The sequence below is a fragment of the Bacteroidota bacterium genome (genome assembly GCA_016699695.1).
In the GTDB taxonomy this organism is placed as follows: Bacteria; Bacteroidota; Bacteroidia; order Bacteroidales; family UBA10428; genus UBA10428.
Map to the genome: position 1 here is coordinate 375,171 of CP065006.1, position 26,078 is coordinate 401,248.

The 26,078-nt window shown below is 38.3% G+C and carries 23 protein-coding genes and 1 tRNA gene; 11 read left to right on the top strand and 13 right to left on the bottom strand.

Features of this window, described 5'->3' with window-relative positions:
• The first annotated feature begins 168 nt into the window (after nt 1–168).
• Nucleotides 169–579 carry a hypothetical protein gene (locus tag IPM71_01565; GenBank protein ID QQS51437.1) on the top strand — a complete coding sequence of 137 codons (411 nt, stop codon included), beginning with the start codon at nt 169–171 and terminating at the stop codon, nt 577–579.
• Between the two features lie 43 nt (nt 580–622).
• On the opposite strand, the gene IPM71_01570 is transcribed toward IPM71_01565, so the two are convergent.
• The 4 genes from IPM71_01570 to IPM71_01585 form a co-directional block, all read right to left on the bottom strand.
• The gene (locus IPM71_01570; protein ID QQS51438.1) at nt 623–1,282 is read right to left on the bottom strand and encodes a hypothetical protein; all 660 of its coding nucleotides are present in this window, start codon (nt 1,280–1,282) and stop codon (nt 623–625) included.
• A gap of 123 nt (nt 1,283–1,405) precedes the next feature.
• Nucleotides 1,406–3,262, bottom strand: a complete 1,857-nt coding sequence (locus tag IPM71_01575; protein ID QQS51439.1) for a tetratricopeptide repeat protein — start codon at nt 3,260–3,262, stop codon at nt 1,406–1,408.
• 2 nt (nt 3,263–3,264) lie between these two features.
• Nucleotides 3,265–5,346, bottom strand: coding sequence for a hypothetical protein (locus IPM71_01580; GenBank protein QQS51440.1), 2,082 nt, complete (start codon nt 5,344–5,346; stop codon nt 3,265–3,267).
• Nucleotides 5,343–6,638 carry a DUF4145 domain-containing protein gene (locus tag IPM71_01585; protein ID QQS51441.1) on the bottom strand — a complete coding sequence of 432 codons (1,296 nt, stop codon included), beginning with the start codon at nt 6,636–6,638 and terminating at the stop codon, nt 5,343–5,345. Before IPM71_01585 ends, IPM71_01580 begins: the two co-directional genes overlap by 4 nt.
• Nucleotides 6,639–6,824: 186 nt before the next feature.
• On the opposite strand from IPM71_01585, the gene IPM71_01590 reads away from it, so the two are divergent.
• The 7 genes from IPM71_01590 to IPM71_01620 all read left to right on the top strand — a co-directional run bounded on the left by IPM71_01590 (nt 6,825) and on the right by IPM71_01620 (nt 14,237).
• Nucleotides 6,825–8,528, top strand: a complete 1,704-nt coding sequence (locus IPM71_01590; GenBank protein ID QQS51442.1) for a PAS domain-containing protein — start codon at nt 6,825–6,827, stop codon at nt 8,526–8,528.
• A 400-nt stretch (nt 8,529–8,928) separates the two neighbouring features.
• Nucleotides 8,929–9,159, top strand: a complete 231-nt coding sequence (locus IPM71_01595) for a hypothetical protein (protein QQS51443.1) — start codon at nt 8,929–8,931, stop codon at nt 9,157–9,159.
• Nucleotides 9,160–9,162: 3 nt separating this feature from the next.
• Nucleotides 9,163–10,377 carry a site-specific integrase gene (locus IPM71_01600; GenBank protein QQS51444.1) on the top strand — a complete coding sequence of 405 codons (1,215 nt, stop codon included), beginning with the start codon at nt 9,163–9,165 and terminating at the stop codon, nt 10,375–10,377.
• Between the two features lie 447 nt (nt 10,378–10,824).
• Nucleotides 10,825–11,130, top strand: a complete 306-nt coding sequence (locus IPM71_01605; protein ID QQS51445.1) for a helix-turn-helix domain-containing protein — start codon at nt 10,825–10,827, stop codon at nt 11,128–11,130.
• A gap of 3 nt (nt 11,131–11,133) precedes the next feature.
• Entirely contained in the window at nt 11,134–12,363 is a 1,230-nt protein-coding gene (locus IPM71_01610; GenBank protein QQS51446.1) for a virulence-associated E family protein, read from the top strand.
• Nucleotides 12,364–12,988: 625 nt separating this feature from the next.
• On the top strand, nt 12,989–13,144 hold the full coding sequence (locus IPM71_01615) for a CopG family transcriptional regulator (protein QQS51447.1): 156 nt from the start codon (nt 12,989–12,991) through the stop codon (nt 13,142–13,144).
• Nucleotides 13,145–13,160: 16 nt separating this feature from the next.
• Nucleotides 13,161–14,237, top strand: coding sequence for an ATP-grasp domain-containing protein (locus IPM71_01620; GenBank protein QQS51448.1), 1,077 nt, complete (start codon nt 13,161–13,163; stop codon nt 14,235–14,237).
• A 334-nt stretch (nt 14,238–14,571) separates the two neighbouring features.
• Here IPM71_01620 and IPM71_01625 read toward each other — a convergent pair.
• Together IPM71_01625 and IPM71_01630 are read right to left on the bottom strand one after the other, a co-directional pair.
• A tRNA-Arg gene (locus IPM71_01625) sits at nt 14,572–14,645 on the bottom strand.
• Nucleotides 14,646–14,817: 172 nt separating this feature from the next.
• Nucleotides 14,818–17,478: a GAF domain-containing protein gene (locus IPM71_01630; protein QQS51449.1), complete on the bottom strand. Its 2,661-nt coding sequence runs from the start codon at nt 17,476–17,478 to the stop codon at nt 14,818–14,820.
• A 171-nt stretch (nt 17,479–17,649) separates the two neighbouring features.
• On the opposite strand from IPM71_01630, the gene IPM71_01635 reads away from it, so the two are divergent.
• Complete coding sequence (locus IPM71_01635) at nt 17,650–18,816, top strand: MFS transporter (protein ID QQS51450.1); 1,167 nt, start codon at nt 17,650–17,652, stop codon at nt 18,814–18,816.
• Here the strand turns inward: IPM71_01635 and IPM71_01640 are convergent.
• Nucleotides 18,813–19,589, bottom strand: coding sequence for an MBL fold metallo-hydrolase (locus tag IPM71_01640; protein QQS51451.1), 777 nt, complete (start codon nt 19,587–19,589; stop codon nt 18,813–18,815). The genes IPM71_01635 and IPM71_01640 overlap by 4 nt on opposite strands.
• Before the next feature lie 91 nt (nt 19,590–19,680).
• Here IPM71_01640 and IPM71_01645 point away from each other — a divergent pair, with 91 nt between their 5' ends.
• Nucleotides 19,681–20,385 (top strand): SAM-dependent methyltransferase, encoded by a 705-nt coding sequence (locus tag IPM71_01645; protein ID QQS51452.1) that lies wholly within the window; start codon nt 19,681–19,683, stop codon nt 20,383–20,385.
• Nucleotides 20,386–20,422: 37 nt separating this feature from the next.
• Here IPM71_01645 and IPM71_01650 read toward each other — a convergent pair whose 3' ends face one another.
• The 4 genes from IPM71_01650 to IPM71_01665 all read right to left on the bottom strand — a co-directional run bounded on the left by IPM71_01650 (nt 20,423) and on the right by IPM71_01665 (nt 23,937).
• Nucleotides 20,423–21,400: an FKBP-type peptidyl-prolyl cis-trans isomerase gene (locus IPM71_01650; GenBank protein ID QQS51453.1), complete on the bottom strand. Its 978-nt coding sequence runs from the start codon at nt 21,398–21,400 to the stop codon at nt 20,423–20,425.
• Between the two features lie 95 nt (nt 21,401–21,495).
• On the bottom strand, nt 21,496–22,377 hold the full coding sequence (locus IPM71_01655; GenBank protein QQS51454.1) for an FKBP-type peptidyl-prolyl cis-trans isomerase: 882 nt from the start codon (nt 22,375–22,377) through the stop codon (nt 21,496–21,498).
• Complete coding sequence (locus tag IPM71_01660; protein QQS51455.1) at nt 22,374–22,898, bottom strand: FKBP-type peptidyl-prolyl cis-trans isomerase; 525 nt, start codon at nt 22,896–22,898, stop codon at nt 22,374–22,376. The genes IPM71_01655 and IPM71_01660 overlap by 4 nt, the downstream gene beginning before the upstream one ends.
• Before the next feature lie 10 nt (nt 22,899–22,908).
• On the bottom strand, nt 22,909–23,937 hold the full coding sequence (locus tag IPM71_01665; protein ID QQS51456.1) for a bifunctional oligoribonuclease/PAP phosphatase NrnA: 1,029 nt from the start codon (nt 23,935–23,937) through the stop codon (nt 22,909–22,911).
• A gap of 103 nt (nt 23,938–24,040) precedes the next feature.
• On the opposite strand from IPM71_01665, the gene ndk reads away from it, so the two are divergent.
• Nucleotides 24,041–24,484, top strand: a complete 444-nt coding sequence (ndk, locus tag IPM71_01670) for a nucleoside-diphosphate kinase (GenBank protein ID QQS51457.1) — start codon at nt 24,041–24,043, stop codon at nt 24,482–24,484.
• Between the two features lie 114 nt (nt 24,485–24,598).
• Here ndk and IPM71_01675 read toward each other — a convergent pair whose 3' ends face one another.
• Together IPM71_01675 and recF are read right to left on the bottom strand one after the other, a co-directional pair.
• Nucleotides 24,599–24,889 (bottom strand): DUF721 domain-containing protein, encoded by a 291-nt coding sequence (locus tag IPM71_01675; GenBank protein ID QQS51458.1) that lies wholly within the window; start codon nt 24,887–24,889, stop codon nt 24,599–24,601.
• On the bottom strand, nt 24,886–25,992 hold the full coding sequence (gene recF, locus IPM71_01680; GenBank protein ID QQS51459.1) for a DNA replication and repair protein RecF: 1,107 nt from the start codon (nt 25,990–25,992) through the stop codon (nt 24,886–24,888). Before recF ends, IPM71_01675 begins: the two co-directional genes overlap by 4 nt.
• Nucleotides 25,993–26,078 lie beyond the last annotated feature (86 nt).

Sequence of the window (26,078 nt, forward strand, 5' to 3'; positions counted from 1 at the left end):
ACGTATACATGCCTTGGTAGGGTGAAAGTTTCAAGCCTTTGACCGATGCGGATATTCTTTGGATTAAAGTTTTATTAAATGGCATTAAAGCAAGTATGTTCAATGAGCTACTCTTTACTTTGCTCTTAGAATTTGGTAACTTACCTATACATTCAATACTCTGCAACCATGGAAAAACAATATCGTTGTCCGCATTGCTCAGGCCATGTGAAGGTGGGTGATAATATCGTGCTTTTAGGGAGTAATCAACACAAACAACGTGGCCTGATATTGCTGCATCCCGAAGTGGGTAATTACACCAGCATTAAACATCCTTCGTTTGCGCTTGCGATTGACGAAGAGGTAGATTTTTTCTGCCCTCTGTGTCATGCCAGCTTAGCCTCCGATTTCGATAATCGACTTTCTCACCTGATTCTCCTCGAAAACGAAAAAACTTTTGATATTTACTTCTCGCGGATTCATGGGGAGCAAAGCACCTACCTGGTCGATGGGGATTCGGTAACAGCCATGGGCGAGCATGCCGACAGGTATACCTATTTTAAAATGAGTGATAAATTTAAACAATACCTGAAAAAGTAATCCGGCATTTCTGGAATTAGCTGTCGTTCAAATTAAATTTAAATTAGGACTTTGATGCTTTTTTTGTAGTGGCCAGAAACAAGCCCAGCACAATGGACAGCAAGGCTGCAATGAGTATTCGATATTGCTCGGGCAATAAAAAAGTGATTGTATGGATTGGAATCCAGAATAAAGGAATGGTTTTCTTTATTACAAAACCCCATAATTTTTCCCAGTCGATTTGCTGAAGAAGCGGCAAAAGTCTGAATTTAGAAAGAGGGAATTTTCCACCATTATTTGCAATAAAACGGTCGCTGATATGATGGGCAGTCATTAAAACTGGTGCATAGAAAATGTTCATGAAGAATGAAATTGAGAAGGAATGCACAAGCTTCATGAAATTGCTCCCTGGCTCACCCCCTTTAAACAACAACCAGCTTACTCCACCATAGAATATTGTAAATGCCAAGTAAAGCGAAATGCCTAACACACCCCATACCATGGCTTTTGGAAACAAACCGAACCCTGGTTGATTGTATCTGCCCCTAAAAAGACGCAAAATTAACATCTCGCCAAAGGTTGCTAAAACAGCAAATTTTACAAAGGACAATATCACAGGCATTGCTGCATAAGCCTGGTTATATGCCAAACGGCTCGATGGTATAATAAAAATTATCAGCACAGCTGCTACAAAAAGAAGAGCAAAATAATCGCTTCGTTTCATTATGTATATAGATTTAACTCTGATGAACCAACAAACTCTTTAAACCTGTCAATATTGACTTAAAAATGAGTATTCTTCTGCGATAAGAATATGACAAACTTTAGTTTTAAAGCTAGAAAAAAACTAAATTTCGATTCCTATTACACTTACATCATCAATTTGCTCGTAGCTACCCTTCCATTTGTTGAAACGATCGAGTACAATTAACCCTTGTTCCTCTATACCCATTTGGCGGGTTTCGAGCAATAGCTCGCGGAAATTCTTTTGCAGGAATTTTCGATTCTCCTCGCCCCCAAACTGATCAATGTAACCATCAGAAAAAATGTACAAGCGATCACCGGGTCGTAATTGAATTTGGTGGTTGGTATAAGATATTTCCTGCCAGTTACCCTCTATGCTATTTCTATCTCCTTTAAACATAATTAATTCTTCACCACGTAAAAGGTACAATGGATGCCTGGCTCCGGCAAAACTAAGCAACGAGCTTTTTTTATCGAACGAACAAAGAGCAATATCCATTCCGTCCTTCACATCGGTTTCGGACTGTTTAAATGCATCGGCCAACAAATAACCCAATTTCGTAAGAATATCAGAAGGCGTATCAAGATTAAATTCATGCAGAGCCCTGTCGAGGCTTATCTTACTTATTAAACTCATAAAGGCACCTGGCACACCATGCCCAGTGCAATCGGCGTTGGCAAAAAATAATTTATCAGATTTGCTGTTAATCCAATAAAAATCGCCACTTACAATATCTTTTGGCAGAAATACAATAAAGCTTTTGGGTAATGCCGATTTAATTAGACTATCCGGTGGAAAAACTGCAGCCTGAATGCGCCGGGCATAGTTAATGCTATCGGTAATTTGTCTGTTCTTTTCTTCGACTATATCAATGGCGTTCTTAAGCTCTACGTTGCGAAGTTGATAAATTTCAGCCTTTTGTCGTGTCTCTTCCACCGAAAAAGCAATTTGCTGATTGCGGATTCGGTTTGCCGACTCGTTGTTCAATATTTCTTCCTTAAGTTGGCTGTATAGTTTCAGGTGCGGATAGGCTTTCGAAAAATTTCCTCTTATCTCGTATAAGCCGGCAAGTAATTTATTTAAATCGGCTTGTAATGGCTTTATCTTTATTTGTTCTGCTTTTTCCAATGCCGAAAGCAATTCCGCTTCTGACTTTTCTGTTTCCTTTGTTTGTTGGTAAATCTCGCCCAGACCTTTCCGGCACAACACTTCGTAGCGCAGGTCAGAGATGGATAAGTTTAGTTCAAGTCCCTTTAAATAATAATTTTTAGCAAGTTCAAAATCACCTTGCTGAAAGGCTACATCGGCAAGTCCAAGATATGTCCATGGCAATCCAAATCTGTCTCCATCTTTTTCACGCACTTCCAGGGCTTGATGATAATATTCCAGCGCAGATAAAAAATCCTTTCTAAGAGCCTGGCATCTGGCCAAAAGGTTTAGGGATGAGGCTTGTGCTTTGCGATCGTTTAACTCACGGCGCAAATCCAGTGCTTGCTGAAAAGATAAGGTAGCCTGAACATGATCCTCAAGGCGTAAAAAAACCTGACCCTGCATAGTGATTGCATCCGACAATTCACTTTTTGCATCCATTTCGCGCGCAAAACAAATAGCCTTATTGGCTAAATCCAAGGCCTTTTCATAGTCGCCAAATTGGTCATAAACTCCGGCCAAAATCGAATTTAAGCGCGATAATAGCACTTTATTTGAGGAATTATTCAAAAGATCGTTGGCAAACAACAGATCGGAAAGGTAATTGGCGTCTTCATCAAACCAGTATCGTAACAACCCGGTATAGACGAGGGCTTCGGCTTTGCCTTCAATATAGCCCAGTGCTTCGGCTTGCCGCAACACTTCCTGCCCCTCAACCAAAGCTTCACGTCCATGGCTGTAGCGTCTTTCCCAAATCGCCTTGTTGCGTCTGTCAATTTGTTGATATTGTTTTTCTTTTTCCTGGTTCATTTTTATCGGGGTAAAACACCAAGAGTAGCGTTAACTGCCTGGCTGTATATGCCTTCAGTATCCAACTGAATGATGTAACCGGCCTGTTTTCGGGCCTCGTCGAAATGGCCCAAGGCAGTGCTTGAATTAAATATGCCGTATCGCTGTAAAACAATTTCCTGGGGAGATAATTCAAATTGGCGCAAAAGCTGGTTGCGCAGCTTAATCTCAAGAAGATATTGCTTATTATCGCGACAAATATCGGCCTCGCTTGCCACTATTTTTTGTTGCAAAGGGTAATTCAGTAAGCGTTCAATATACAATCGTTGAGCAGATTTTAAGGATCGAAGGTTTTTCTGATAATCTTTCTTTATCTCCTCGAACTCGGTAGAATTATCGAAAAGCTTTGGTCCTTGCTTCTCAAAATCGTCAAGGAGTTTTTCGTATCTGCCAACTTCACCAGTTTCCTCATAAACCGAGAATAGGTTATCCATTGCCTTTGCCTTGGTTATTGCTACCTGCTCAGAACTGCGCTGATCATTAGCAGATAAGTATCGGAGCGAGATCTCTTCCACTAACGCATATGCTTCGCATCTGAGCATAGCATAGGCTTTCGTAACAAAACTGTATAATTCGTTCGGATTGGACGCGGAATATTCAGCCTGAAAGCTTTCCTGAGTAGCACGTTTATCATCCTCTTCTTCATAGAATTCGTCAAGACTTTCCTGCATTTCGAAGATGAGTTCATCGTTTTCGATTGATTGATTCAATTCATTGGCTAATGAAATCAATGCCTCTGCCTGATCAGGCATTTTAAGTTCCAAACAAATCTCGAATAAATCTTCCAAATCATCGGCTTCAAAATCAGCGAAATACTGGTGGTAAGAATTAAAATAGGCAATAACCTGCGATGCAATGATGTCACTAAACTGATCCTTATCTGCATTACTTAAAAATTTCGTGTCCCATTCAAACCGATCGAGATATTCCACATGCTGAAGCATTCTGTTCTGAGCCAGTGCCATCTCTATTTGCTGAGCTCCCCGCTCCCTCTCTTCCAACTCCGAAAGCGACATGTTTAAATAAGAACGTATGCTGATAAAATAATTGCTGGTAGGATACTCTTGCATAAAAACCTGCGACCGGTCAATTACCTGGCGATGCTCTTTCAGCATGGTATAAGCTAATATAGTATACATATCCATCATTTCGCCAAGAGTGAGAGGTATGGTTTCGCCGAACAGAAGAGCATTTCTATCGACACCTTTTTGAATTAAGCGTTTATTAAATTCCAGCAAAGCTTGGTATGAAAAGGATGCTACCAGTGCAGACCAGCTATTATTAACAGTTGTTCCATAATTTGGCACTGTAACATCGATGTTGGCAAGAATGCTTTCGATTTGCTGGTTCAGTATTGCTTCGCGTTGTTTATCGATTACTATCAGGTTTTGCCGGACAATGCCAAGTTTATCCGATGCCTGCAAAAACCCGGGATTTTCTTTTAATGCATATTCCAAAGAATTGGCTGCCTCTGTATCCAGACCTTGGTCAGAATAGTCTATTGCATTGGAATATTGAACGACGGCAGATAAACTTACGGGCTGATATCTGATGTCTGCCTGGTTTATTTGTTCCTTACTAAGTTTAAGCGATTCACTTAAAAGCAATACAAGACCACGATGCACCTCGAAGAAATTTGAAACAGAACCTGTTACTTGTTCAGCCACAAGAATTTCAGACGATTCAACATCCACCAGCCTGGCATCGATACGCAACTGGTTGCCTAAAACCATAAATGCACCAGTAAGCACAGCATCTGCACCCAGCCCCTTCCCTAATTGCTGGGCAGTTTGCGGATTTATATACTTGGTTTCTCCAAGCTTGATCTCTGCAAGAAGGGCTTCAAGCCTTTCCCTTTCGACAATAGTAATACCTTTAACCCTCCACAAATCGGTAATTAGCATGTCTGCTATACCTTTCGAAAGTGCCTGGTAGCGGACATCGTTGCTGGTATTGTCAAAATAGGATACAGCAATAGTTTTTGCCTGGCTGGTAATTGCTGCAATACCAATTATGATGCTTAAAAAAATCCGCTTGGGGCTCATATCTCAATTTGTTTCAGGGCAGTTTGTGCAGCTTCAAACTGAGGAGCTTCCTCTACGATTAATTTTAAAAGTGAACGAGCCTCATTGACATTACCCTTATCTAGCATATCGAGTGCTTGTGAATAGCGAAGACCTGTCTGAAGTCCGTATTCATTAGCAGGAGTTGTGCGAAGATATTGATCTTCACCTTCTTTTAATTCTACCGATAAACCTGAAAGAATCTTTTTTGCCAATGCTTTTTCAAGTTCGAAAAATGTTTCCGATTTTCCGGTAACTCCCTCCGATTTAACAACAGCACTGGTTTCCACATCTATGATGCGGGCATCGATTCTAAGGTTACCGGCCATCTCAAAATAAGAACCTGTTAGTAAAACCTCAGCACCTAATATTTTTCCGATTTTTACTGCAGTAGCTGCATCAAATCTGCTTGTATTCGATATATCCTGTTCATTTAAAATACTCTCCAATCGATCGCGCTCTACAACCTGCAGCATATAAAACTTCGAAAGGTCTGTAATCAACATATCTGCAAGTCCTTTCGACAATCCTGATAAAGAGACGTCGTTCGAACTGTTTTGGAAATACAACACCATTAACCTGATGGCATCCGGAGATTTGGTAAGTAATTTTTCTTCAGATTCCAAACCGGCCTGAGTCAGAACGGGCAATTGCTCATTCATCATTTCGTTCGTACTATTTTGTGCTTCGGTATTTTCCTGTGCCGGATATTGAACAGTCTTTATTACGAAAACAATTGCAATAAGGAACATCAGCACAAGACCTGCCAACAAAAGTTTTTTTATTTTTCCCTTCTTGCTGCGAAGCACTTCTGTTTTTTTATCGGTAATATTCCTTAACGAATTGGTCAATTCACCTGGAATTTCTCCTTTGAGGTATTCAAGAAAAAACCAGTTCGAAAGGTTAGCCAAGGCAGTTTGGCAGGGAGCAATCCATTCGCGCGGAGTTTCGGTTAAGTCATCCTGGGCATGAGCACCATAATTACCGTAGGTTTGAATGGTCCCAATAAGTATCCCGATTCTTTCAGGAATGATGCGTTTCGAAACCAAGGCCCTGCCAAAGTCGTTCAACATCATTTTTCGCCCGTCTTCTTCGCCAATTTCTTTGTTGTATATAAACTTGCAAATGGTTTCAGTAGTTTTTCTGGCGTTTAACAAAAAGGTATCAGGATCGGCATCTGCATAACCAAAAGACTTAATGAGCATTTTACTAAGCATCGAGAGTTTTTCATGCAAATCGCTGTTGATATCGATATTGTTTTTCTTTGTACTCATACTAAATATGCTTCGCAATAATCATGTTTGAATATAGGAATATTTTTACAGAATCTTTATGCATTTCTTTATGCATTGCAGAACCACAGCGAAAAAAAAAGAACTTTGCCAGAATTTTTGCAGACTATACCAAATATCCGACTACGTTTTAAATTTATTATCTTCACCCTTTCAAAAACATGTCCCATGGATTTTTGGTACTTCACACCGGTAGCAATCGTTTACTTTCTGGCATCAGGAATTTCGATCTTTGTAAGCATCGCCGCCTGGCGCATGCATCCTGTGCGGGGAGCCCGTTTGTTCAGTGTTATGATGATGCTAGTGACTATCTGGGTATTGTCCTACTCCCTGGGCACATTTTCTACAAATTTCGAGTTTAAAATTCTTATGTTGAAGCTCGAATACCTTGGCATGGCAGGAGCCGTTTACCTCTGGCTGGTATTTGTAGCCATCTATACTCAGTACGATTTTCTTCTTAAACCCTGGGTACTGATCAGTATTGGCATTATTCCGTTGTTCACTATTTATAATATTCTTCAGGCACCAAACGATACTTTAATTCACGAAGCATACATTATTGAAGAAGTAAAAGGAATACTCACTTTTAAAAAAAACTTCACCGGTGGGTTTTATCTATGGACAGCACATTCCTACCTGATGATGCTTACCGGAATTTTATTTCTGGTTTTACGCATTGTTAGAATGCCGAAAGCTATGCACCGTCAGTTGTATTTTCTGGTATCGGCTATACTTATCATCATTTTTCCGAATATCTTTTTTATTGTCGATAACAACCCCATCGAACCTTTCGACCCTACCCCCCTTGCGCTGGTGGTTGTCGGAATACTATTTCTGACATCCATTTTTTATCACAAATTTCTCGATGTAGCCCCTGTAGCGCACGAATTGGTTTTTAAAAATATGAAAAGCGGGGTTATCATCACCGACTCCCGCCTGTCGGTAATCGAAACAAATCCGGCCGTAAAAATAATCCTGAATAAACAAGACAAAGAATTGCTGGGTGCTCACCTGTTTTCTATTCTACCTTTTCTCAAAAAAATGATTGACCCTGCGTTTAATACTCCAGAAGTAAATGCAGAAATTGGATTAGGCGATGACAACCGAACCTATGAGGTTAAGATTACCCCATTCCGAGATAAATCGAATAATCCCTATGGACTGGTAATTGTGTTATGGGACATAACCGAACAGAAACAAGCTTTGTCCGAACTTGATGCCTACGCACGCACTGTTGCTCACGATTTAAAAAGTCCACTTGGACAAATGATAGGTATTGCAAAACTGCTGAAAGAAGGACTTATACCGGACTCCGAAAAAGACGATTACCTTTCCAATCTTTTAGGTACTGGAGAAAAAGCAAAAGATATTATCGATGGACTGCTTATGCTTGCTAAGTTGCGAAATATCGAAAGCATGGAAGTATCGTCCTTAAATATGGAAAAGATTGTACAGTCGGCCATTGTGAGGCTTACTGACAAAATCAACAAGTTCGAGGTGGTAATTAATCAGCCTACTCATTGGATAAGTTCAAAAGGCAATAGTTTATGGATTGAAGAAGTATGGTTTAATCTTCTTAGCAATGCCATTAAATACGGAGGAAGCCCACCTTCGATACAAATTGATGGCACAATCGAAAACAACATGGCTGTTTGGAGTGTGACAGACAATGGACTGGCTTTAAACCTTAACGAGCAAAAAGAAATTTTCAACGAGTTCAGCAGAGTGCACCCTCAAAAAGATACCATAAAAGGGCACGGATTGGGATTGCCCATTGTAAAGCGAATTGTGGCCAAATCCGGCGGAGAGGTAGGGATTAGAAACAACCAGAACAACAAAGGAAATACCTTCTACTTTAGCTTACCCCTTTAATGAAGCTCCCCGCAGCAAGCTGGCGGGGTATCTGCAAAGGATTTTATTTTATTCGCCTCAAGAGGCGGGGTATTTACCCGCGCACCCGCTTTCTGTCCCATTGTAAACGGGATTCGACTATAAAAATTCATTTCGTGAACTCATGAAATTAAAGTCTCACGAATAAAAAAACCCCTCATACGAAGGGGTTTCGATGTGATCTCGGCGCGATTCGAACGCGCGACCCACAGCTTAGAAGGCTGTTTTTTACATTTTATGGGTATTTCCGAACAATTTTGAATGTGTTATATATCAATATTTTAATGGCATTTAGTTTGTGAATGTTTATTGAAATTTGTGATAATTTATTAAATTTGTTGCAACCATGTTGCACCCGATTGCAACATTAATGAAATAACAAATGGAAAAAATAATTCAAATTAATATTAATGTTTGTGGGAACAATAACCAATTTGAGAATATTGGCAACCAGGTTCAACAGCTTTTAATATTCAATACTAATATGGAGTTAATGAACTTCATTGATAGGGCAAAACGTCTTATTCAAAGCAGTAATATAGAATTGCCAGAAAAATCTTTTTTATTAGGTGGTTTAGAGAAATTACGGAATAATAATTATTTAAAGTCTTAGGCAATGGCAAGCGTTAAAGTCATGCTGCTTTCCTGGAAAAAATTAAATAATGGAGAAAATCCAATAGCTTTAAGGATAATAAAGGACAGAAAGCGCAAATTAATATCAATAGGGCATTCGTGTTCAGAAGAACTTTGGGACGATAACAACAAGGATAATAAAGTCAAAAAGGAACATCCAAATTCTAAAAGAATAAATCTATTAATCAGAAGCAAAATAAACGATGCTGAAAGGTTAATACTACAATATGAAGAAGAAAAAAGGGATTACACACTTGAAGAAATTGCAAGAATACTAACCAACCGGAAAACGACAATCACAGTCTTAAAATTTCACGATGAATTAATAGAACGCTTTAATAAAACTAACAAGCTGGGAAACGCCAGGGTATATAATGATTCAAAACGTTCATTAAAAAAATTCAATAACGATAAAGATTTCTATTTTTCTGATATTACTTATTCATTTCTTAAGCGATACGAAAGATATTTTAGGGAACACGAAGCTAAGGAAACAGCTATCTCATATTATATGCGCACCCTTAGAGCTGTTTATAATACGGCATTAAAAGAAGGATATTGCAAAAAAGAAAATTACCCTTTTATTGAATATAAAATTTCGGACTTAAATACTAAAACGGCTAAGAGAGCATTAAGTAAAGATATTATTCAAAAAATTGCAGCATTAAAGCTTACTGAAGAAAAATATATACATGCCCGTAATTACTTTTTGTTTAGTTATTATAATATGGGGTTAAACTTTACGGACCTTGCCCGGCTAAAATGGTCCAATATAGTTGATGGCAGACTGCAATACCAGAGGGCTAAAACTGCTAAAATATACGGAATAAAGATTTTAGAGCCAGCTTTAAAGGTATTAGATTACTATAAAGAAAAGTATTACCAGGGTAATAACGGATATATTTTTCCAATACTTAGCGAGGATCATAAAACTGAAACGAGTATAAGAAACCGGATTCACAAAATTATAGGGCAAGTAAATAAAAACCTTAAAGAACTGCCTGGATTGAATGAACCAAACCTGAATTTAACAACCTATGTTGCCCGCCATTCATGGGCAACCATAATGAAAAAAAGCGGCGTTTCTACTTCAATTATCAGCGCCGACTTAGGGCACGACAGCGAAAGAACCACTCAGGTATATTTGGATTCGTTTGAAAATGAAGTTTTGGACGAAGCAAATAAAAATATTTTATAAATAGGACGAATATAACATCTGAAAAAAAACAGTGTTTTGTCCTTTTTGTAATTTGTTGTAATATTTGTAATACGAATATATAAATACCTGTAAAACAATAATTTAAATTAATGATAACGATACATATTCAATTATATGTATCGTTTTTTTTATCTCTTAAAATTATCATGTTACTGAATATCAATATTATATACATTTATTTATATGTCTTTTAATTTGCCTTTTGAAGGCTTTAGATTTGGTGCGTTAAACAAATATTTATACAAACATGAAAACAACGATTAAACTACCAGCATCAGAAAACAAGGATAAGATTTTGGCAATTAAGATTTCTAAAACTGAACAGGCAGAATTAAAAAAGTTTTGCTTAAAGCATAAAATCAATCAGACCGACTTAGTAAGATATTCGCTAAAGTCATTACTCCCAATTTTTAATAAACAACTATTATGATAAACAAGTCAGAATTAAAAGACTTGCTTAAAGAGGTTATGACACCTATCATAAGCGAGAGTATTGATAAAGCTTTAAAGGCTAATTTCAAAAGACCCGATGAAACAGAAAATGAATGGGTAAACTTTAAAGAGGCACAAAAAATTCTTAGAGATATGCCCAGGGGCACCCTTTACGCCTTGTCAAGCAAAAACTTAATTCCAAAAAGTAAACGAGGGCGAAGGGTATATTTTAAGAAAAGCGATTTATATACCTATCTAAATAAGGGTAGTATTCCGAGTATTTATGAGACAATTGAATAAGAAATGACACCAAAAGAAAATCTTATTTCTGATACTCCAGTAATTAGCTTAAAAGCTCAAAAAAATACTGGAATTGATATAATGTCAAAGACTGAAATTGTAATTGAATCCTGTTATGAGATACGATATAACAAAGTATCACTTGATTTTGAAAGTAGGATTATAAACAGCGATGATAATTATAGTACATTAAATATTGACGATCTCTTTGTTTTTCTTATAAAGAACGGGGTAAATATCACGAAGGACAAACTCATTTCTCTTTTAAAGTCAAGTTTTATAAAAAACTATGATCCTATTGATGAATATTTTGATAAGCTGCCAAATTGGGATGGCCGAGATTATATTTCTGAATTAGCAGATTATTTTGAATTGGAAAATGAAAATGAAAAGCCAATATTCAAAAAGCATCTTAAAAAACATTTTGTGCGAGTTATCGCCTGCGCAAAAGACTCCAAATTTGTTAATAAACAAGCGTTTATAATTATAAGCTTTGAACAAAATACAGGCAAAACATACTTTTGTCGTTGGACTTGTCCCCCGAAACTTTCTGATTATATAGCCGAAGATATTAGTACAGATAAGGACAGCCGCATATTATTGACAAAAAATCTGCTTATTAATATTGATGAATTAGCAGTAATGAGTAAAAAGGATATTGACAGTTTAAAAGCTTTATTTTCAAAACAACAAATTAATGAACGCTTGCCTTATGATAGAAAGAACAGTATTCTACCCCGTAGATGTTCCTTTATAGGTTCAACAAATAAAACCGATTTTTTGACTGATGAATCTGGGAGTGTAAGATGGGTTTGTTTCGAGATTAAAAAAATTAATAAGGATTACAGTAAGAAAATATCAATTGATAGTTTGTATTCTCAATCAATGGCGCTATATAAAACATACAAATCAAACCCGGAAGAATTTGATTGTCAACTTAGTCCTGAAGAAATTATTGAAAACGAGAGAAGAAATAAAAAATATCAAGCAATAACCATGGAGCGGGAACTTATTGAAATGCACTTTAAACCCGACGAGAAAAGACATCCCGCAAATTTTAAGACTGCAACCGAAATTATTATGCGCATTAATACCCTCACTGAAGGTGAGTTTAAAAATAAACTAAATAATGTTCAGATAGGAAAAGCGTTAAGCATGTTAAAATATCCCAAAGGAAAAGATAAAAATGATAGGTATGGATATTTTATAATTGACCAGTTAGTACTTACCTAAGTTACCGGAAACATATAATTAATTGATATACTGTTATATAAATCGGTAAGATAAATAATATTTAAGTTTCCATTTAGCTACCGTTGATAATTAAATTAAATAATATTTTAAAAGGGTAAGAAAACATAAGCAATTTACTTTCCTACTTATAAGGCTTATATAGTAAGTGATTTAAAGGGTTTCGGTAGGAAGGTAACTTATTTTTTAAAATCAAAAATTAAATATTAAAAAGTCGAAATAAGATGACCCAAAGAATTTATAATATAATCGTATTTACAGGCAATAAGACCATCGGAAATTGTGGATTCATTAAATATAGGAAGGTGCAAAGAATAGACCGATTCAGAGATTTTATATCAAAGAAATTTCCAGACTGGGTTTTTATGAATATTTATGATCAGAAAACTAAAGAAAAACTCTACACCATTAAAAAAAGCGGTCATCTTATTTCGACCTTTTAAAAGAAATACCCCCGAACCGTTCGCACGATATCGAGGGCATCTTATTTCTGATTCAAATATACAAAATAAATTCAATTAAACAAATAAATAATTGATATTCTGATGTATACAATCTTGTCCTTTGGTTTTCTTCATTGAAAAATTATGTTTACAGGAAAAACAAGATGAATCTGCAAGCCCTAAATAAAACAATATCTTTTCGACTTGATGAAAAGGATAAAAAACAATTAAATCATTATTGTTTGGAAAGGAATATTTCTAAAAGTCAATTTTTTAGAGAGTTATCAAAGGAACTATTAGTGAAAATTAATTATAAATAATTAAAGCCATAAAATTATGAAACAAAGTTTAAACATTCTTATCTTATCCGGAACCAACCAGGAGAAACTAATTGAAACTTGCCGTAAAAGAGGGCACAATCCAATACTTAAAAATCCTACTGATTTTAATCTATACATTTCTGATAGTGTAAACGGCTTTGATGCTATATACGATGACGTTGAAGGGAATCGGGTAAAAATAAAAGATATCGATGCCTGTATTACAAGAATTGGAAGTAATCGTGAATATGCAACAAACATAATTGAACACCTGCAAATGAACCTCGGTATTTTTTGCGTTCAAAGTGGTACAGCTATAAACAATTGTGCTGATAAATTTAAGGCAGCACAAAAGTTTTCACAAAATGGGATTAAAGTCCCGAAGCAATGGTATGCCTTCAGTCCCGGAAACATAAAGTTTATGATTGAAAAGCTTGGTAAATTACCCGTCATTCTAAAAGAAATTACAGGCTCAAAAGGTGCAGGAATAATAATACTGGAAAGCCCTTTGCAAACTAATATGACCCTTGAAAGTTATTATCGAAAAGGTGTTAAAATAATACTTCAAGAGTTCATTAGCAATGGTGGAAAAGATGAACGTCATATTGTTGTCGGTGATAAAGTTGTTTGCAGTATGGAAAGACAGGCACCTAAATCAGATATCAGGGCAAATGTAAGTTTAAGCGGTATTGGTAAAAAAATCGATGCCGACAACGAAACAAAAGACATTTGTGTAAAAATGGCTCAATCTATTCCGGGTTTAAATTTTGCAGGGTGCGATGTAATGAAAATACTCGACAGCGAGGGCAAAGCAAAGATTTATGCAATTGAAATCAATTCAAACCCTGGTGAAAAAATAATTGATGTAACCGGACACAATTATTTTGATGATCTGGTTGAGTTTGTAGAAGCTAATTATAATAAAAGAACAAACCAGCTTAATAGTTCAATTATAGATAGTATCTATAATTCAGATGTACTAAATAAACCTGTCAACAATTATTCGGATTTAGAATCTGCAAATGCATTTTGCAGAGCAAATCCCGAAAATATTAATGAATGCATAAAGGCATTGACTTCAGTAAAATTTTAAATACAATTTATTTAAGAATATTAATAAAGGTATGCTTAGGCGTGCCTTTTTTTATTTCTTCTATATGCATTGCACCTTTAACCTAAAGGCTTGTGTAGGCAATATATACTTTAAAATTCACTTGAAAATAAAAATTATAAACCATTTGTATTGATAATCAAGTGTTTAATATTTGATTTAGTAAAAAACAGAAAGAAAAACAGTGAGAAGACCTCGCACCGCCCTATTGGTGTTATGCACGTGTAGTCATTAAAAAACACGTTATATGCCGGAATTAAAAAAAATCAGCTGCAACCATGTTGCAACCGAAAATCTTAATCTTTCTCATTCCTTGTGATCTCGGCGCGATTCGAACGCGCGACCCACAGCTTAGAAGGCTGTTGCTCTATCCAACTGAGCTACGAGACCGAATCTGAAATTCTTTACGATGGCGTTGCTAATATTTATTAAACCGCTGATTATAAGTGATCTGCACAAAAATAAGTAAAGCAACAGCACTTATTCAAATCGCGTGCAAAGTTAAAATTTTTTAGGCGAATACCTAACGAAATAAAAAATTAATGAAGACTCCTAACTGTGCCTATTCCGAATCGCGTTCAGCTTTTTTCCAGATAGTAAGAATGCCCGTCTCTGTCTTTTGTTTCAGTAGAAATGGTTTCTTCTCAATAATGTATTCAACAAGCTGTCCGTTCACATTCTCCGACCGGTAACCAATGTAAACACCTTCGAGAAGTGCAATTCTATCAAGTTCATGTTCACTATCCTGCAGGCTGATATCGATAAGTTCCGAATCGCTGATTCCTTTTACCCTATCAACGCTTGTGTTGTATCTCTTGCATGCTTCTGCGTTGGCAAGAACTACAACGCCATGACTGTCTTTAAGAATTACTTCACCTGCTATCGAATCCACAAGCGATTGAACCATTTCGTTCGCCATATCAACCTGACTTAGAAGCTTTTGTTGCTTACGCTCGTCTTCTTCGCGCAAACGGGCAAGTTCTTCCTGGGTTGCCTGCATCTCCTCCAGATTTTGCCTCATTTCTTCTTCCTGTTGAGCAATTTCATGTGCCCGTCGTTTCGATTCTTCTAAAAGCTCAGCAGTGCGTGTGTTCAGCTTTACTGTAGAGAAAGTAGCAGCAATACTCTCGCATAGTTTCTCGATAAACTCCACCTGATAATCTTCAAAATCGGAAAATGAGGCTATTTCGACAAAACCTAATACGTCCTTATCTTTCATCAAGGGAGCAATATAAAGTGTTCGGGGAACTGCACCTCCTAAGCCAGACCTAACTTCGATATAATCATCTGGCAGTTGCTTTAAATGAATAGATTTTTTTTCGAGGTAGCAATTACCGATCAATCCCTCTCCAACCTCTATGCGTTGATCTAAATATTTACGCCGGTCGTAAGCATAGGCTGCAATTTGTGCAATATAACGCGATGATTCTGAATCGCCCTCCACAAGAAATACGCCTCCCTGATTGGCCCCCAGATATTCCACCAGGTTTTCAATAACAATATAGGCCAGGTTATTGATATCGTTATTGCTCTGACGCAACAGATCGTTGAATTTTGCAATTCCCTGATTCATCCAGTTATGCTTTGCATCTTCACGAATACGTTGTTCAAGTTCTGATTTGTTAGTGATGAGTTTTTCGCGTAAGGTATTAAGTGCAAGTGCTAATGAGTCGTTATCTGAATCGGATGCAAAGGGAGTTTCCAATTTATTTTCACCCAGACTCACTGCAAATTCTCCGGCAGTTTTTATACGGTCGTTGAGCTTATTGAACACCTCCATAGTATTGCCCAGTTCGTCGTGCCATCGACTGGAGAGAGCTTTGTTGTTTTGCCCTTTTGACAAATTGATAAAAGCATTGCTTAAAATATTAAGCCTGCTAATGATGGACTTAATAACTCCTTGCAATGCCAGAGTAGACATAAGCAATAATAAAAGATAAACAAGTATCACCTTGGATTGCGCTGCCTTAATCATTTTCTTCTGGTAGACAAGCGACATTTGAGTAACTACATACCATTCGAATCCTTCTATTTCGAGGGGCAAAGAAATAGTGTAGTACTGATCGCCAAAAAAGTCACTAACCTTTTTCATACCCAAGGTACCATGATCAACTGATTCTGTTAAACCCAAAACCAAAGCCCCTCCTCCTAGCTGAGAAGCTTTCAGCAATTCTTCGTTACGAAGTCCCAGTTTTTCAAGACGAGCAAGGTATTCTGAATTACCATTGATTTGTTCAAGATCGTGCAAACGGAAAAGCTGATCTGCACCTAAAATATTGAGCTTTATCGTAGAGGCATTTTGCAACATCCATTTATCGTAAACCATACTTTCAAAAAAATCCGATTGCAATTCAATGATAGCCACAGAAACTTTATCGCCATAAAGAAACAGCGGTTTTACTATATAAGCTGCGGCTTGATTTAACTCGGGTACGAAATGTGTAAAATCAGAGAAAATGATTTCGCCAGCTTCGTTGGTGGACGCAATGGCCTGCTGATAAAGCTGAGCCATGGTTGAATTCTTATAAGGTCCTGTAAACAGATTTGTACCCAAGGCAATGTTCTTGTTAAGGTTGTAATACACATCGCCCGTTTTCTCGTCGACCAGATATATGTTATTTACCGCATAGTTGCGGGCAAAAGATCGAAAAACTGCTTGTATACTCTGATGATTGAAATCGTAGCTGGTGCCTGTTTTTGCGGTAAAGAGCTTATCTTTTTCTCCTGAAGGCCATTTATTGTCGATCAGGTAGGTGCGCTGCAAAACTATTTCTATATCCCTTACCGGAAGTATCTGTTCAGTTGGAGGACGATTCCAGTTTATTTTACCCAGAATCTCCGATTCGTAATAATCTCTAAGAAGCATTGAACTCTGAGCAAGCGTGTCTGGACTAAAGGCATCGTAATCTTCGTTGAAATAATCGATATACGATTGTTTCAATTGCACAATTGTACCCAGCAGATCGATGGAAAATACTCTCTCGGCGTCTTGCAAGAATGCTGAATAATCCTTTTCGAACGTGACTTTTTTATGATACGCCAATTGTTCAAGTTTCTGGAAAGTGCTTTTTTCTACCTGTTTCCTGAAAAAATTAATCCCAACCGCAGTAATAACTGTGAAACAAACTATTAACAAGACATACACAAGCACGTTAAGCTTAATGCCGAGTTTCCAGTTATATATGCTTAGTTTTTTAAACAGAGACTTGTAATCTATTACCATCGCTGTGCTATTTTCTATCCTTACTAAAGTGGCTCCTCAATTTTTGTCAATTTAGCAAAAAAAATCATTCAAATAAATAAAACTTATTCATCCTATGGGTTTGCTGCCGGCAATTTAGCAATAATTCTGGCTAAAAAAGATGTAGTATATTTGCAACACAATAAAATTGAAATGCCATTTCGAAACCTCTCCCTGCTTTATATCATTAAGCTCTCGAAATGGTTTATGCTTTACATGCCTATTGGCTATTTGTACTTCCTCGAGAACGATTTTTCTCAGTTCGAATACCTCACACTGCATGCCATCTATTCTGGAGTAATTGCGCTATTCGAAGTACCATCGGGCTATGTAGCCGATGTATGGGGAAGAAAAAAAGCCCTTGTTTGGGGCTGCCTGATGGGGGTTATAGGATTCGCGGTTTACAGTATTTCTGGCGAATTCGCCTATTTTTTAATAGCAGAAATTCTCCTTGGTATCGGCCAGAGTTTAATCTCAGGAGCAGATTCAGCCTTGCTCTATGATACTCTGCTCGAGAGAAAACAAGAAAAAAAATACCTCCTGCATGAAGGCTATATCAGTGCCCTTGGCAATGTGGCCGAGGTCTCGGCAGCTCTGTTTGTCTCGGTGTTCATCCTGAGCACTTACAGGCAATATTATTATCTTCAGACATTGGTTACTCTTGTAGGTTTGATTGCTGCATTCTTTTTAGTCGAACCAAAATCGCATCAAATTAAATTGCTTGGTAATTTTAAAGAGGTAATTGCAATAGTAAAAGCCGTTTTGCATGGCAATAAAGTTTTGCGCAACCTGATCCTGTTTTCGTCCATTATCGGGTTTTCGAGCCTTACAATGGCCTGGATTGCCCAGCCCATTTTGGAGCATATTGAGATTGAAAAAAACCACTTTGGATATTGGTGGGCAGCATTTAATACATTAGTCGCTTTGGGCAGTTTATCGGCATTCTGGTTGGTGAAGCGCATGAAAATTATCCAAAGTATTCTATTTACAGGAATCCCACTTTCGTTGTTATTTTTCGCTATTATTTTAAACACGAAAATTGCAGTAATGATTCCACTTGCTATTTTCTTTTTTATAAGAGGTACTGCCCACCCGGTGTTAAAAAACTTGATCAACCAACTTACCACTTCCGAACAGCGAGCTACCGTGCTATCGGTGCGCAGTCTTTTTATAAGACTCCTGTTTTTGATGATGGGTCCTTTGCTTGGTGTGGTATCAGAAAATATTAGCCTTCAAATGGCTATTCTATTATGCGGAATTACGGTAACAATACCTTCTGCACTTTTCTTTTTTCTGATTAAAAACAGCATCAGAAATTAAACTAATTGAACACTCAGGTTGTCGTAGGCAATAAAAATATTGGAAGGTAAAAGAATTTCCTCTTCGGCATGAAGCCCGAAACGATGACTTAGATGGGTCAGGAAGGTTTTTTGAGGTTTCACTTGCTGAATTATAGCCAAAGCTTCGCTAAGGTTAAGGTGTGTAGAATGTCCCTCTTTTTGCAGTGCATTAATGACAAATAACTCCAAACCACTTAGTTTAACAATTTCACTTTCCGGTAAAGTTTTTATGTCGGTTAAGTAGGCAAATTTTCCAACTCTGAAACCCAACACAGGCAAACGATGATGAAAACCTCTGATTGGAATAATTTCTAAACCGGCAGCCTGAAAGGGATCAGCACCAATTAAATGCATGTGTATTTTGGGTATACCCGGATAAGGGTTCTGGCTGAAGATATACGCATACTCCCGTCGCAATGCTTCCTGCACCCGTTCTTCGGCATACACATCGATGGCTTTTTTATGAATGTAGTTGTAGGGTCGTATATCATCCAATCCTGCCACATGGTCTTTATGCTCGTGCGTAAATAGCACTGCTGTAATATTATCGACTTTTTGAGTAAGCATTTGCTGCCTGAAATCGGGCCCTGTATCAATCACTATCTTCTTATCACCGCTTTCGATCAACACTGAAGAGCGAAGGCGCTTGTCTCGTGCATCATCCGAAGTGCAAACTTTACAATGACATCCAATTACCGGCACACCCTGCGAAGTACCGGTGCCCAGAAATGTAACTTTTAACGACTGAAACATGAAATAAAAAACTTTTTAAGCTTTGCTAAGTTAACTAAAAGGCAGCTTGGTGCTGCATATAAATTATCTTTGCGCTTTAAATGTAAATACAATGAAAGGAAAACTCTATCTCATACCCTCTACCATCGGCGAAACGCCCGTACAGAATGTAATCCCTCAGCAGGTGGTTGAGATTATTAATAACATAAAGTATTATATTGTTGAGAACGAGCGCACAGCCCGAAGGCAGCTAATTAAAATGGGAATTAAGACTTTGATTAATCAGCTTGAGTTTTTTGTACTCGACGAACATACCGACAAAACGCGTTTGGATGATTTCCTTAAACCCTGCGAAGAATTCGATATTGGACTACTCTCCGAGGCAGGTGTGCCTGCCGTGGCTGACCCGGGCAGCGAGATTGTAGCGCTGGCACACAGCAAAAATATTAAGGTGGTTCCGCTGGTAGGCCCTTCTTCTATATTACTGGCATTAATGGCTTCGGGACTAAACGGACAATGCTTTGCATTTCAGGGCTATCTGCCGGTGAAAGGTCCTGAAAGGATTAAAGCTATAAAAAATCTGGAAAGCCTGTCGTTCAGCCAGAAACAGACACAAATATTTATCGAAGCACCCTACCGCAACAACCAAATGCTCGACGACCTGATCGCCAACTGCACCCCTACTACACTCATTTGTGTGGCCTGTAATCTTACCACTTCCAGTGAATTTATCAAAACACTTACTCCTGCCGGATGGAAAAAACACAAGCCAGAACTGCATAAAAAACCCGCTATATTTTTAATACAGCGGGTCTGATCATTTGCAAAATTAAAACATTTCGATGTTGTTTCGCTTATTTCTCTCGTGCAGTAGAATCCAGTTCAATCCGGTAATGGAGCGATGTATAAGGCGAGATAATAGTAATGTTATAATTATTGTCAATTACCCCATTTGCCCCATATCCCCATTGATAACCCGTAGGAGCTTCTGCCCCTGAAAGGAATGCTATTTCGAGAACCTGGCCTTTTCTCATGTATTTTACTGCAGAATCAATTGCATCGGTTATAGGATATTTGGTAGTGGAACCATACAGGTAAGTAATTGTATCGGCTTCAATTTTACGTGGGTAAAACACACGGCCCAAATTGTTGTCGTAATATGTTTCTGCATAACGGGCAGTTAGCTTGATGTACACAGCATCGTTCAGTTTTAGAACAGGGTCGGTACGAAGACTATCGTCACCAAATGTTTTATAAAGCAAGCCCTTTGCTGTAGAGATATACCTCGAAGTATCAAAGCCATTGGCTTGTGCAAATTCGAGAAAGGTCTCAGATTCCCATGCTGAGTCATTTTCAATAATTTCCAGTAATTCCACATCGTAAACCACAGGCTCGTAATTTCCAAAGGCATATTGGTATGGGATCACTATCTGGGCTGCAGCACCCTCAGGCACCGTACGAATAGCAGTATCAAAACCCCAGATAAGGGTACCTACTTTGTGCCTCTTAGGGCCAAAAATAACTACATCTCTGTATGAAATAGCAATTGATTTGGCCGAATCGGTAGTTTCGAACAAAGTGTTATTGGTATAATACCCGTCGTACTGAAGCAGAACGGTTTGACCTGTTTTGGGTTTAGGGTTAGTGGCATCAGCACCTGCGGCCAGACGCACATATACACCATAACCTATCTGCTCATCGGCTGTATAATTATTTCTTTGAAGATAAGATTCGTATTTGGCTTGTGCTTCTTCTGCTTCCTGATCGGTAAGATCGTTCAAACAAGAGCTTAAAAGCAAGGCTGATAAAAGGCTATAGACTATTACACGCATAAGATTAAATAATAAGTGAATGTATATCTGAATTACTGTTTAATTACTATAGGATGTTAAAACTCAATAAAGGTTGCTTTGGCATGTCGGGATTTTTAAATTTTCTCTTTGGCACCCTCCTTTACCGACCTAACCTCCACCTCAAAAATCAAAGAAGTAAAGGGAGGCACAATGCCTGTAGAACTGCCCGTAGCACCAAATGCAAGTTCCGAGGGTACAATAAACATCGCCCGGTCGCCTTCGCGCATAAAAGAAAGTCCCTCTTCCAAGCCTTTTATAACCTGCCATTCGGTACCATAAACAAATTGAAAAGGCTGACGCCTGCGTTTGGTGGAATCGAAATATTTACCATTAAGAAATATCCCTTCATAATCGATGGTAATGGTATCGCCAATTTCAATTTTCTTACCTGCACCCTGCACAATGGGAACATATACCAGTCCGGAAGCAGTTGGTTGTGTGTTTAACTTTTCCTCAGCCATGTATTGCTGTAGAATCACCCTTTCGTATTCTCCAAAATCTTCGGTCCAGTTCAGAAATGCCTGCTTTTCATTTTCGTAATCCGATATTTTTTGTACTTCAATTATAGTAACCAACACTTTCATAAATGCTTCGGGAGCAAAAAAACCAGGAAGATCAGTTTCAAGAGTTTGCTTAAAAAAGGGTTCGGCCAGCAAAATAAACGAGGCGCTCTCGCCCGGATGCAAACTCATAAAACAATCTTCGATAGCACCTTTGTAGGCAGGCTCTTCAATTCTTAACTTTCGGCGACCCGAGAAAAATACCGAATCGGAAATAGTTGAATAGGAAATGTCAATGGTAATAAAATCGCCTACCACAACCTCATCCTGCGACTCCCCCAGTCCTTTTAATTGATAATAAAAACCTTTCGGCGATTTTTTATAACCTTCGAATGGTGACTGGCTGCATGCTGTTAGCATTATAATCGCTAAAATCAAAAACAATTTATTCTTCATGGGTTGAAGTTTTTTCTCAATTCTATAATTTCAATTTCATATACCAATATGGCCCTTGCCGGTATTCTTTCTCCATCGCCAGTAAGACCATGAGCCAGGTGCGGAGGAAGAATAAAACGAGCCTTTGTACCCAGGTTGCATAACAAAACTCCCTGTTCCAATCCACTTTCCACTCCACCCTTTCCGGCAATTAAAGTTTTCGCTCCCTTTTCAGCAGATGAATAAAGCATTGTACCATCGAGCATCGAAAGTGAATATTTTAGTGTAATCTCATCGCCTGAAGCCACAAGGCTACCGCTTCCTTTTTGAAGGATTTCGTACCAAAGGCCTGTTTCTGTTTCCTGCATGTTCCAATTCATGCGTTTTATATGCGCCGCAATGCGCTGTTGGTCTTTTTTAAGCAAAATACGATTCACTTCAACCAGCTCTTCCTGACCGAAAGAATTTTTTTGTTGGTCGGGCAATTTCTGTTCTCTTCCACAGGCTAAAAGAAGAAGAAGAAAAGCAAAATAGCTTCGCATATATTTGTTTTTAACAGGCATGCAATGCCTCCTTATAGGCTGGTAATAAATCGATAAATGCTTTTATCGTATCGGCCAGGTTTTTCTTCGATTCGCCACCGGCTGCATTTATGTGTCCACCTCCTTCGAAAAATTGCTGGGCAATTGCATTCACAGCAAAATCTCCCTTGGAGCGCAGTGATAGCTTCACCACATCGTCGCGTTCGGTAAAAAGCACAGAAAAAATAACATCTTTGATTGACAGGGGCACATTTACAAAACCTTCAGAATCGCCCACTTTAAAGTTATATTTCTTGATCTCTTCCTGGCTGAGACTAATATACGCCGTACGAAACTCCGGCAGATAAATCATCTTTTCGTGAAGTGAATAACCAAAAAGCTTCATACGGTCGAAAGAAAAATTATCGTAAATGCGGTCGTAAATCTTATCTTTTTCAATTCCCAGTTCAAGAAGCCGGCCAGCGACATCAAAGGTTTGCCTGTTCGATGAGTTAAAACTGAAGCATCCCGTATCGGTCATTATGCCTGTATAGATGCATTCTGCCACTTGCTTGTCGATGAGATGGTCTAAACCCAGGCTTCGCAAAAACAAAAAAACCAACTCGCAGGTAGAACTTACCGATGTATCGGATATCGACAGGTTGGCAAAATCGGCCGGATCAGGATGATGGTCTATGAGCACTTTAAATGAATTGCCAGGCATAAGGCTTTTGGAAAATTCTCTGATACGCGACAAATCGTTAAAATCGACCGCTATCAATATTGTGCATTGCTTAAAAATTTCGTCGCATTTTACGGGAGTATATTCGTACACCATAGCCTGCGAGGCTCCGGGCATCCATCGCAGAAATCCGGCAAACATATTGGGTACCACCACATTCACCTGGTGTCCCAATTTAATAAAGGTGTTGTATAAAGCCAGCGAAGACCCCATGGCATCTCCATCTGGATTGCGGTGCGAAACAATTACTATATGCTGTTTTTGCCTGCTAAGCAGCGCACTTAGCGCACTGGTATCAAAACGTTTTGAGAGTTTCAAAGATTCTATTGCTGATTAATTGTCAAATATAATTATATAATCAAATTCAGAACAAGCGAAATATTTTATATATTCAACCTATTAACCTTTTAACTGATTTGCCATGGCCGGAACAAAAACATTTACCATTATTAAACCAGGTGCGGTTAGTCACGAATTTATCGGGCCTATCCTGGCCATTATCAACGAATCGGGATTTCATATTTCAGCCATGCGCATGTTAAGATTAACCCGTAAGCAGGCAGAAAATTTTTATGCAGTGCATATGGAGAAATCATTTTACAATAGCCTGATTGATTTTATGATTTCTGGCCCGGTGGTTGTTGCCATTCTGGAAAAAGAAAATGCCGTGACTGACTATCGCAAACTTATCGGTCACACCGATCCACATAAAGCTGAACCCGGAACCATTCGCCGCATGTTTGCTGAATCGGTAGAGCGCAATGCGGTACATGGCTCCGATAGCGATGCAAATGCCAGCCTCGAAAGCGATTTCTTTTTCTCGCTCAGCGAACGCTATTCGATTTATGATAAAATGCATTTTTAATTCTAATGTAAAAAATTGCTTTCTTAAACGGTTTTTGGCGCGTGTTTTTGCTTTTTTGCAAAAACCGTGACAAAAACTGAACCCAGAAAACAAGGCAAAGATGCTGGAATGGAATTAACGGAACACAATTTTTTGAATAGTCTCCGAACCTGCATGCTCATTTATTTTATGAATAAAATCATCGCGCATCATTAAAAGTTCGTTGCGCAAAACTGCCGAATTTAAGTACACGTAAAGTACCTTGTTCTTTACATAGATTTTCTGAGTATGCCTGGCCACCATTCTTCCGGCAATAGCCTCCCAACTCACTATCAGGTTTACTTCCTTTAACTTTTGCTGATGGCCCAATGCGGCAATGTACTCGCGTATAATGCCCTTCAGGGGCTGCGTGCTGCTCTTTCTCATACATTTACCTGTGTTGGTTTTCCATCTTCGACCTTAAAAAGGGCATACGAACCATGGTAAGCCTTCAGCAAATCGCGCATCCGCGTTTCGTTGGTGTGGGTAATCAAAATCTGACCAAAAGATTCGTCTGTTACCAGACTTAAAATGTGCGAAACTCTTTCTACATCAAACTTATCAAAAATATCGTCGAGGAGTAATATGGGTTTTATGCCTTTAATCTGTTTTAAAAACTCGAATTGGGCCAATTTGAGGGCTACCAGAAATGTTTTCTGCTGCCCCTGCGAACCGACTTTACGAATAGAGTTACCATTCATGGTTAATTCCAAATCGTCTTTATGAATACCCACGGTACTAAACTGCGCACTACGGTCTCTCAAAAGATTGCTTTTCAACAATTCTTCAAAATCATCTTGCAGCAATTGCGACTGGTAGGCTATTTCAACTGTTTCAAGACCACCGGAAATTAGTTCATAATAGCGCTTAAACACTAGCGAAAGTTCCTGAACAAAACGCATTCGCACTTGCGCAATACTCCGGCCGAGAGGCACCAATTGCATATCGTAAACTTCCAATAGTTCATCAGACCCACCATACCCCTTCATCTCTTTGAGTAACCGATTACGCTGGGCCAGTATCTTATTGTACCGAATGGTTTGTTCGAGGTACTCGCGGTTGTATTGTGCAATTACCGCATTCATATAGCGCCGACGCTCTTCACTTCCTTCTGTAATAAGCGCCGAATCGGCTGGCGAAACCATCACCACAGGGTAATTTCCAATATGATCAGTCAAACGCTGATATTCTTTTTTGTTTTTTCTGAACTGCTTTGCTTTGGTTTCTTTTAATCCACAATACAACTCGTCGGATTGTTGGTTGTGACAGAAATTTCCCTGAAGAACCATAAAATCCTGTCCCTGTCGGATGGTATATTGGTCGCTTGTGCTGAAATAACTCTTACACATACACAGGTAATACACGGCATCGAGTAGGTTTGTTTTGCCAACACCATTGTTCCCCACAAAGCAATTTACACGGGCATGCAACTGGATGCTGGCTTCTTCGTAATTTTTAAAATTAATGAGCGAAAGTTTCTCGATGTACATGCAGCCTTAAATATCGGCTTAAAAATAGACAGAATAACACAATTATTTTTGCGATTGCTTGTAAATAATATACATTTGCAACCGTT

Coding starts and splice junctions, on each gene's coding strand:
- IPM71_01675 (QQS51458.1), bottom strand. CDS start 24,889: ATGAGAAAGAGCAGCACGCAGCCCCTGAAGGGCATTATACGCGAGTAC.
- IPM71_01605 (QQS51445.1), top strand. CDS start 10,825: ATGATAAACAAGTCAGAATTAAAAGACTTGCTTAAAGAGGTTATGACA.
- IPM71_01655 (QQS51454.1), bottom strand. CDS start 22,377: ATGAAGAATAAATTGTTTTTGATTTTAGCGATTATAATGCTAACAGCA.
- ndk (QQS51457.1), top strand. CDS start 24,041: ATGGCCGGAACAAAAACATTTACCATTATTAAACCAGGTGCGGTTAGT.
- IPM71_01580 (QQS51440.1), bottom strand. CDS start 5,346: ATGAGCCCCAAGCGGATTTTTTTAAGCATCATAATTGGTATTGCAGCA.
- IPM71_01590 (QQS51442.1), top strand. CDS start 6,825: ATGGATTTTTGGTACTTCACACCGGTAGCAATCGTTTACTTTCTGGCA.
- IPM71_01620 (QQS51448.1), top strand. CDS start 13,161: ATGAAACAAAGTTTAAACATTCTTATCTTATCCGGAACCAACCAGGAG.
- IPM71_01575 (QQS51439.1), bottom strand. CDS start 3,262: ATGAACCAGGAAAAAGAAAAACAATATCAACAAATTGACAGACGCAAC.
- IPM71_01615 (QQS51447.1), top strand. CDS start 12,989: ATGAATCTGCAAGCCCTAAATAAAACAATATCTTTTCGACTTGATGAA.
- IPM71_01640 (QQS51451.1), bottom strand. CDS start 19,589: ATGTTTCAGTCGTTAAAAGTTACATTTCTGGGCACCGGTACTTCGCAG.
- IPM71_01570 (QQS51438.1), bottom strand. CDS start 1,282: ATGAAACGAAGCGATTATTTTGCTCTTCTTTTTGTAGCAGCTGTGCTG.
- IPM71_01565 (QQS51437.1), top strand. CDS start 169: ATGGAAAAACAATATCGTTGTCCGCATTGCTCAGGCCATGTGAAGGTG.
- IPM71_01600 (QQS51444.1), top strand. CDS start 9,163: ATGGCAAGCGTTAAAGTCATGCTGCTTTCCTGGAAAAAATTAAATAAT.
- IPM71_01650 (QQS51453.1), bottom strand. CDS start 21,400: ATGCGTGTAATAGTCTATAGCCTTTTATCAGCCTTGCTTTTAAGCTCT.
- IPM71_01630 (QQS51449.1), bottom strand. CDS start 17,478: ATGGTAATAGATTACAAGTCTCTGTTTAAAAAACTAAGCATATATAAC.
- IPM71_01610 (QQS51446.1), top strand. CDS start 11,134: ATGACACCAAAAGAAAATCTTATTTCTGATACTCCAGTAATTAGCTTA.
- IPM71_01585 (QQS51441.1), bottom strand. CDS start 6,638: ATGAGTACAAAGAAAAACAATATCGATATCAACAGCGATTTGCATGAA.
- IPM71_01645 (QQS51452.1), top strand. CDS start 19,681: ATGAAAGGAAAACTCTATCTCATACCCTCTACCATCGGCGAAACGCCC.
- IPM71_01635 (QQS51450.1), top strand. CDS start 17,650: ATGCCATTTCGAAACCTCTCCCTGCTTTATATCATTAAGCTCTCGAAA.
- IPM71_01660 (QQS51455.1), bottom strand. CDS start 22,898: ATGCGAAGCTATTTTGCTTTTCTTCTTCTTCTTTTAGCCTGTGGAAGA.
- IPM71_01595 (QQS51443.1), top strand. CDS start 8,929: ATGGAAAAAATAATTCAAATTAATATTAATGTTTGTGGGAACAATAAC.
- recF (QQS51459.1), bottom strand. CDS start 25,992: ATGTACATCGAGAAACTTTCGCTCATTAATTTTAAAAATTACGAAGAA.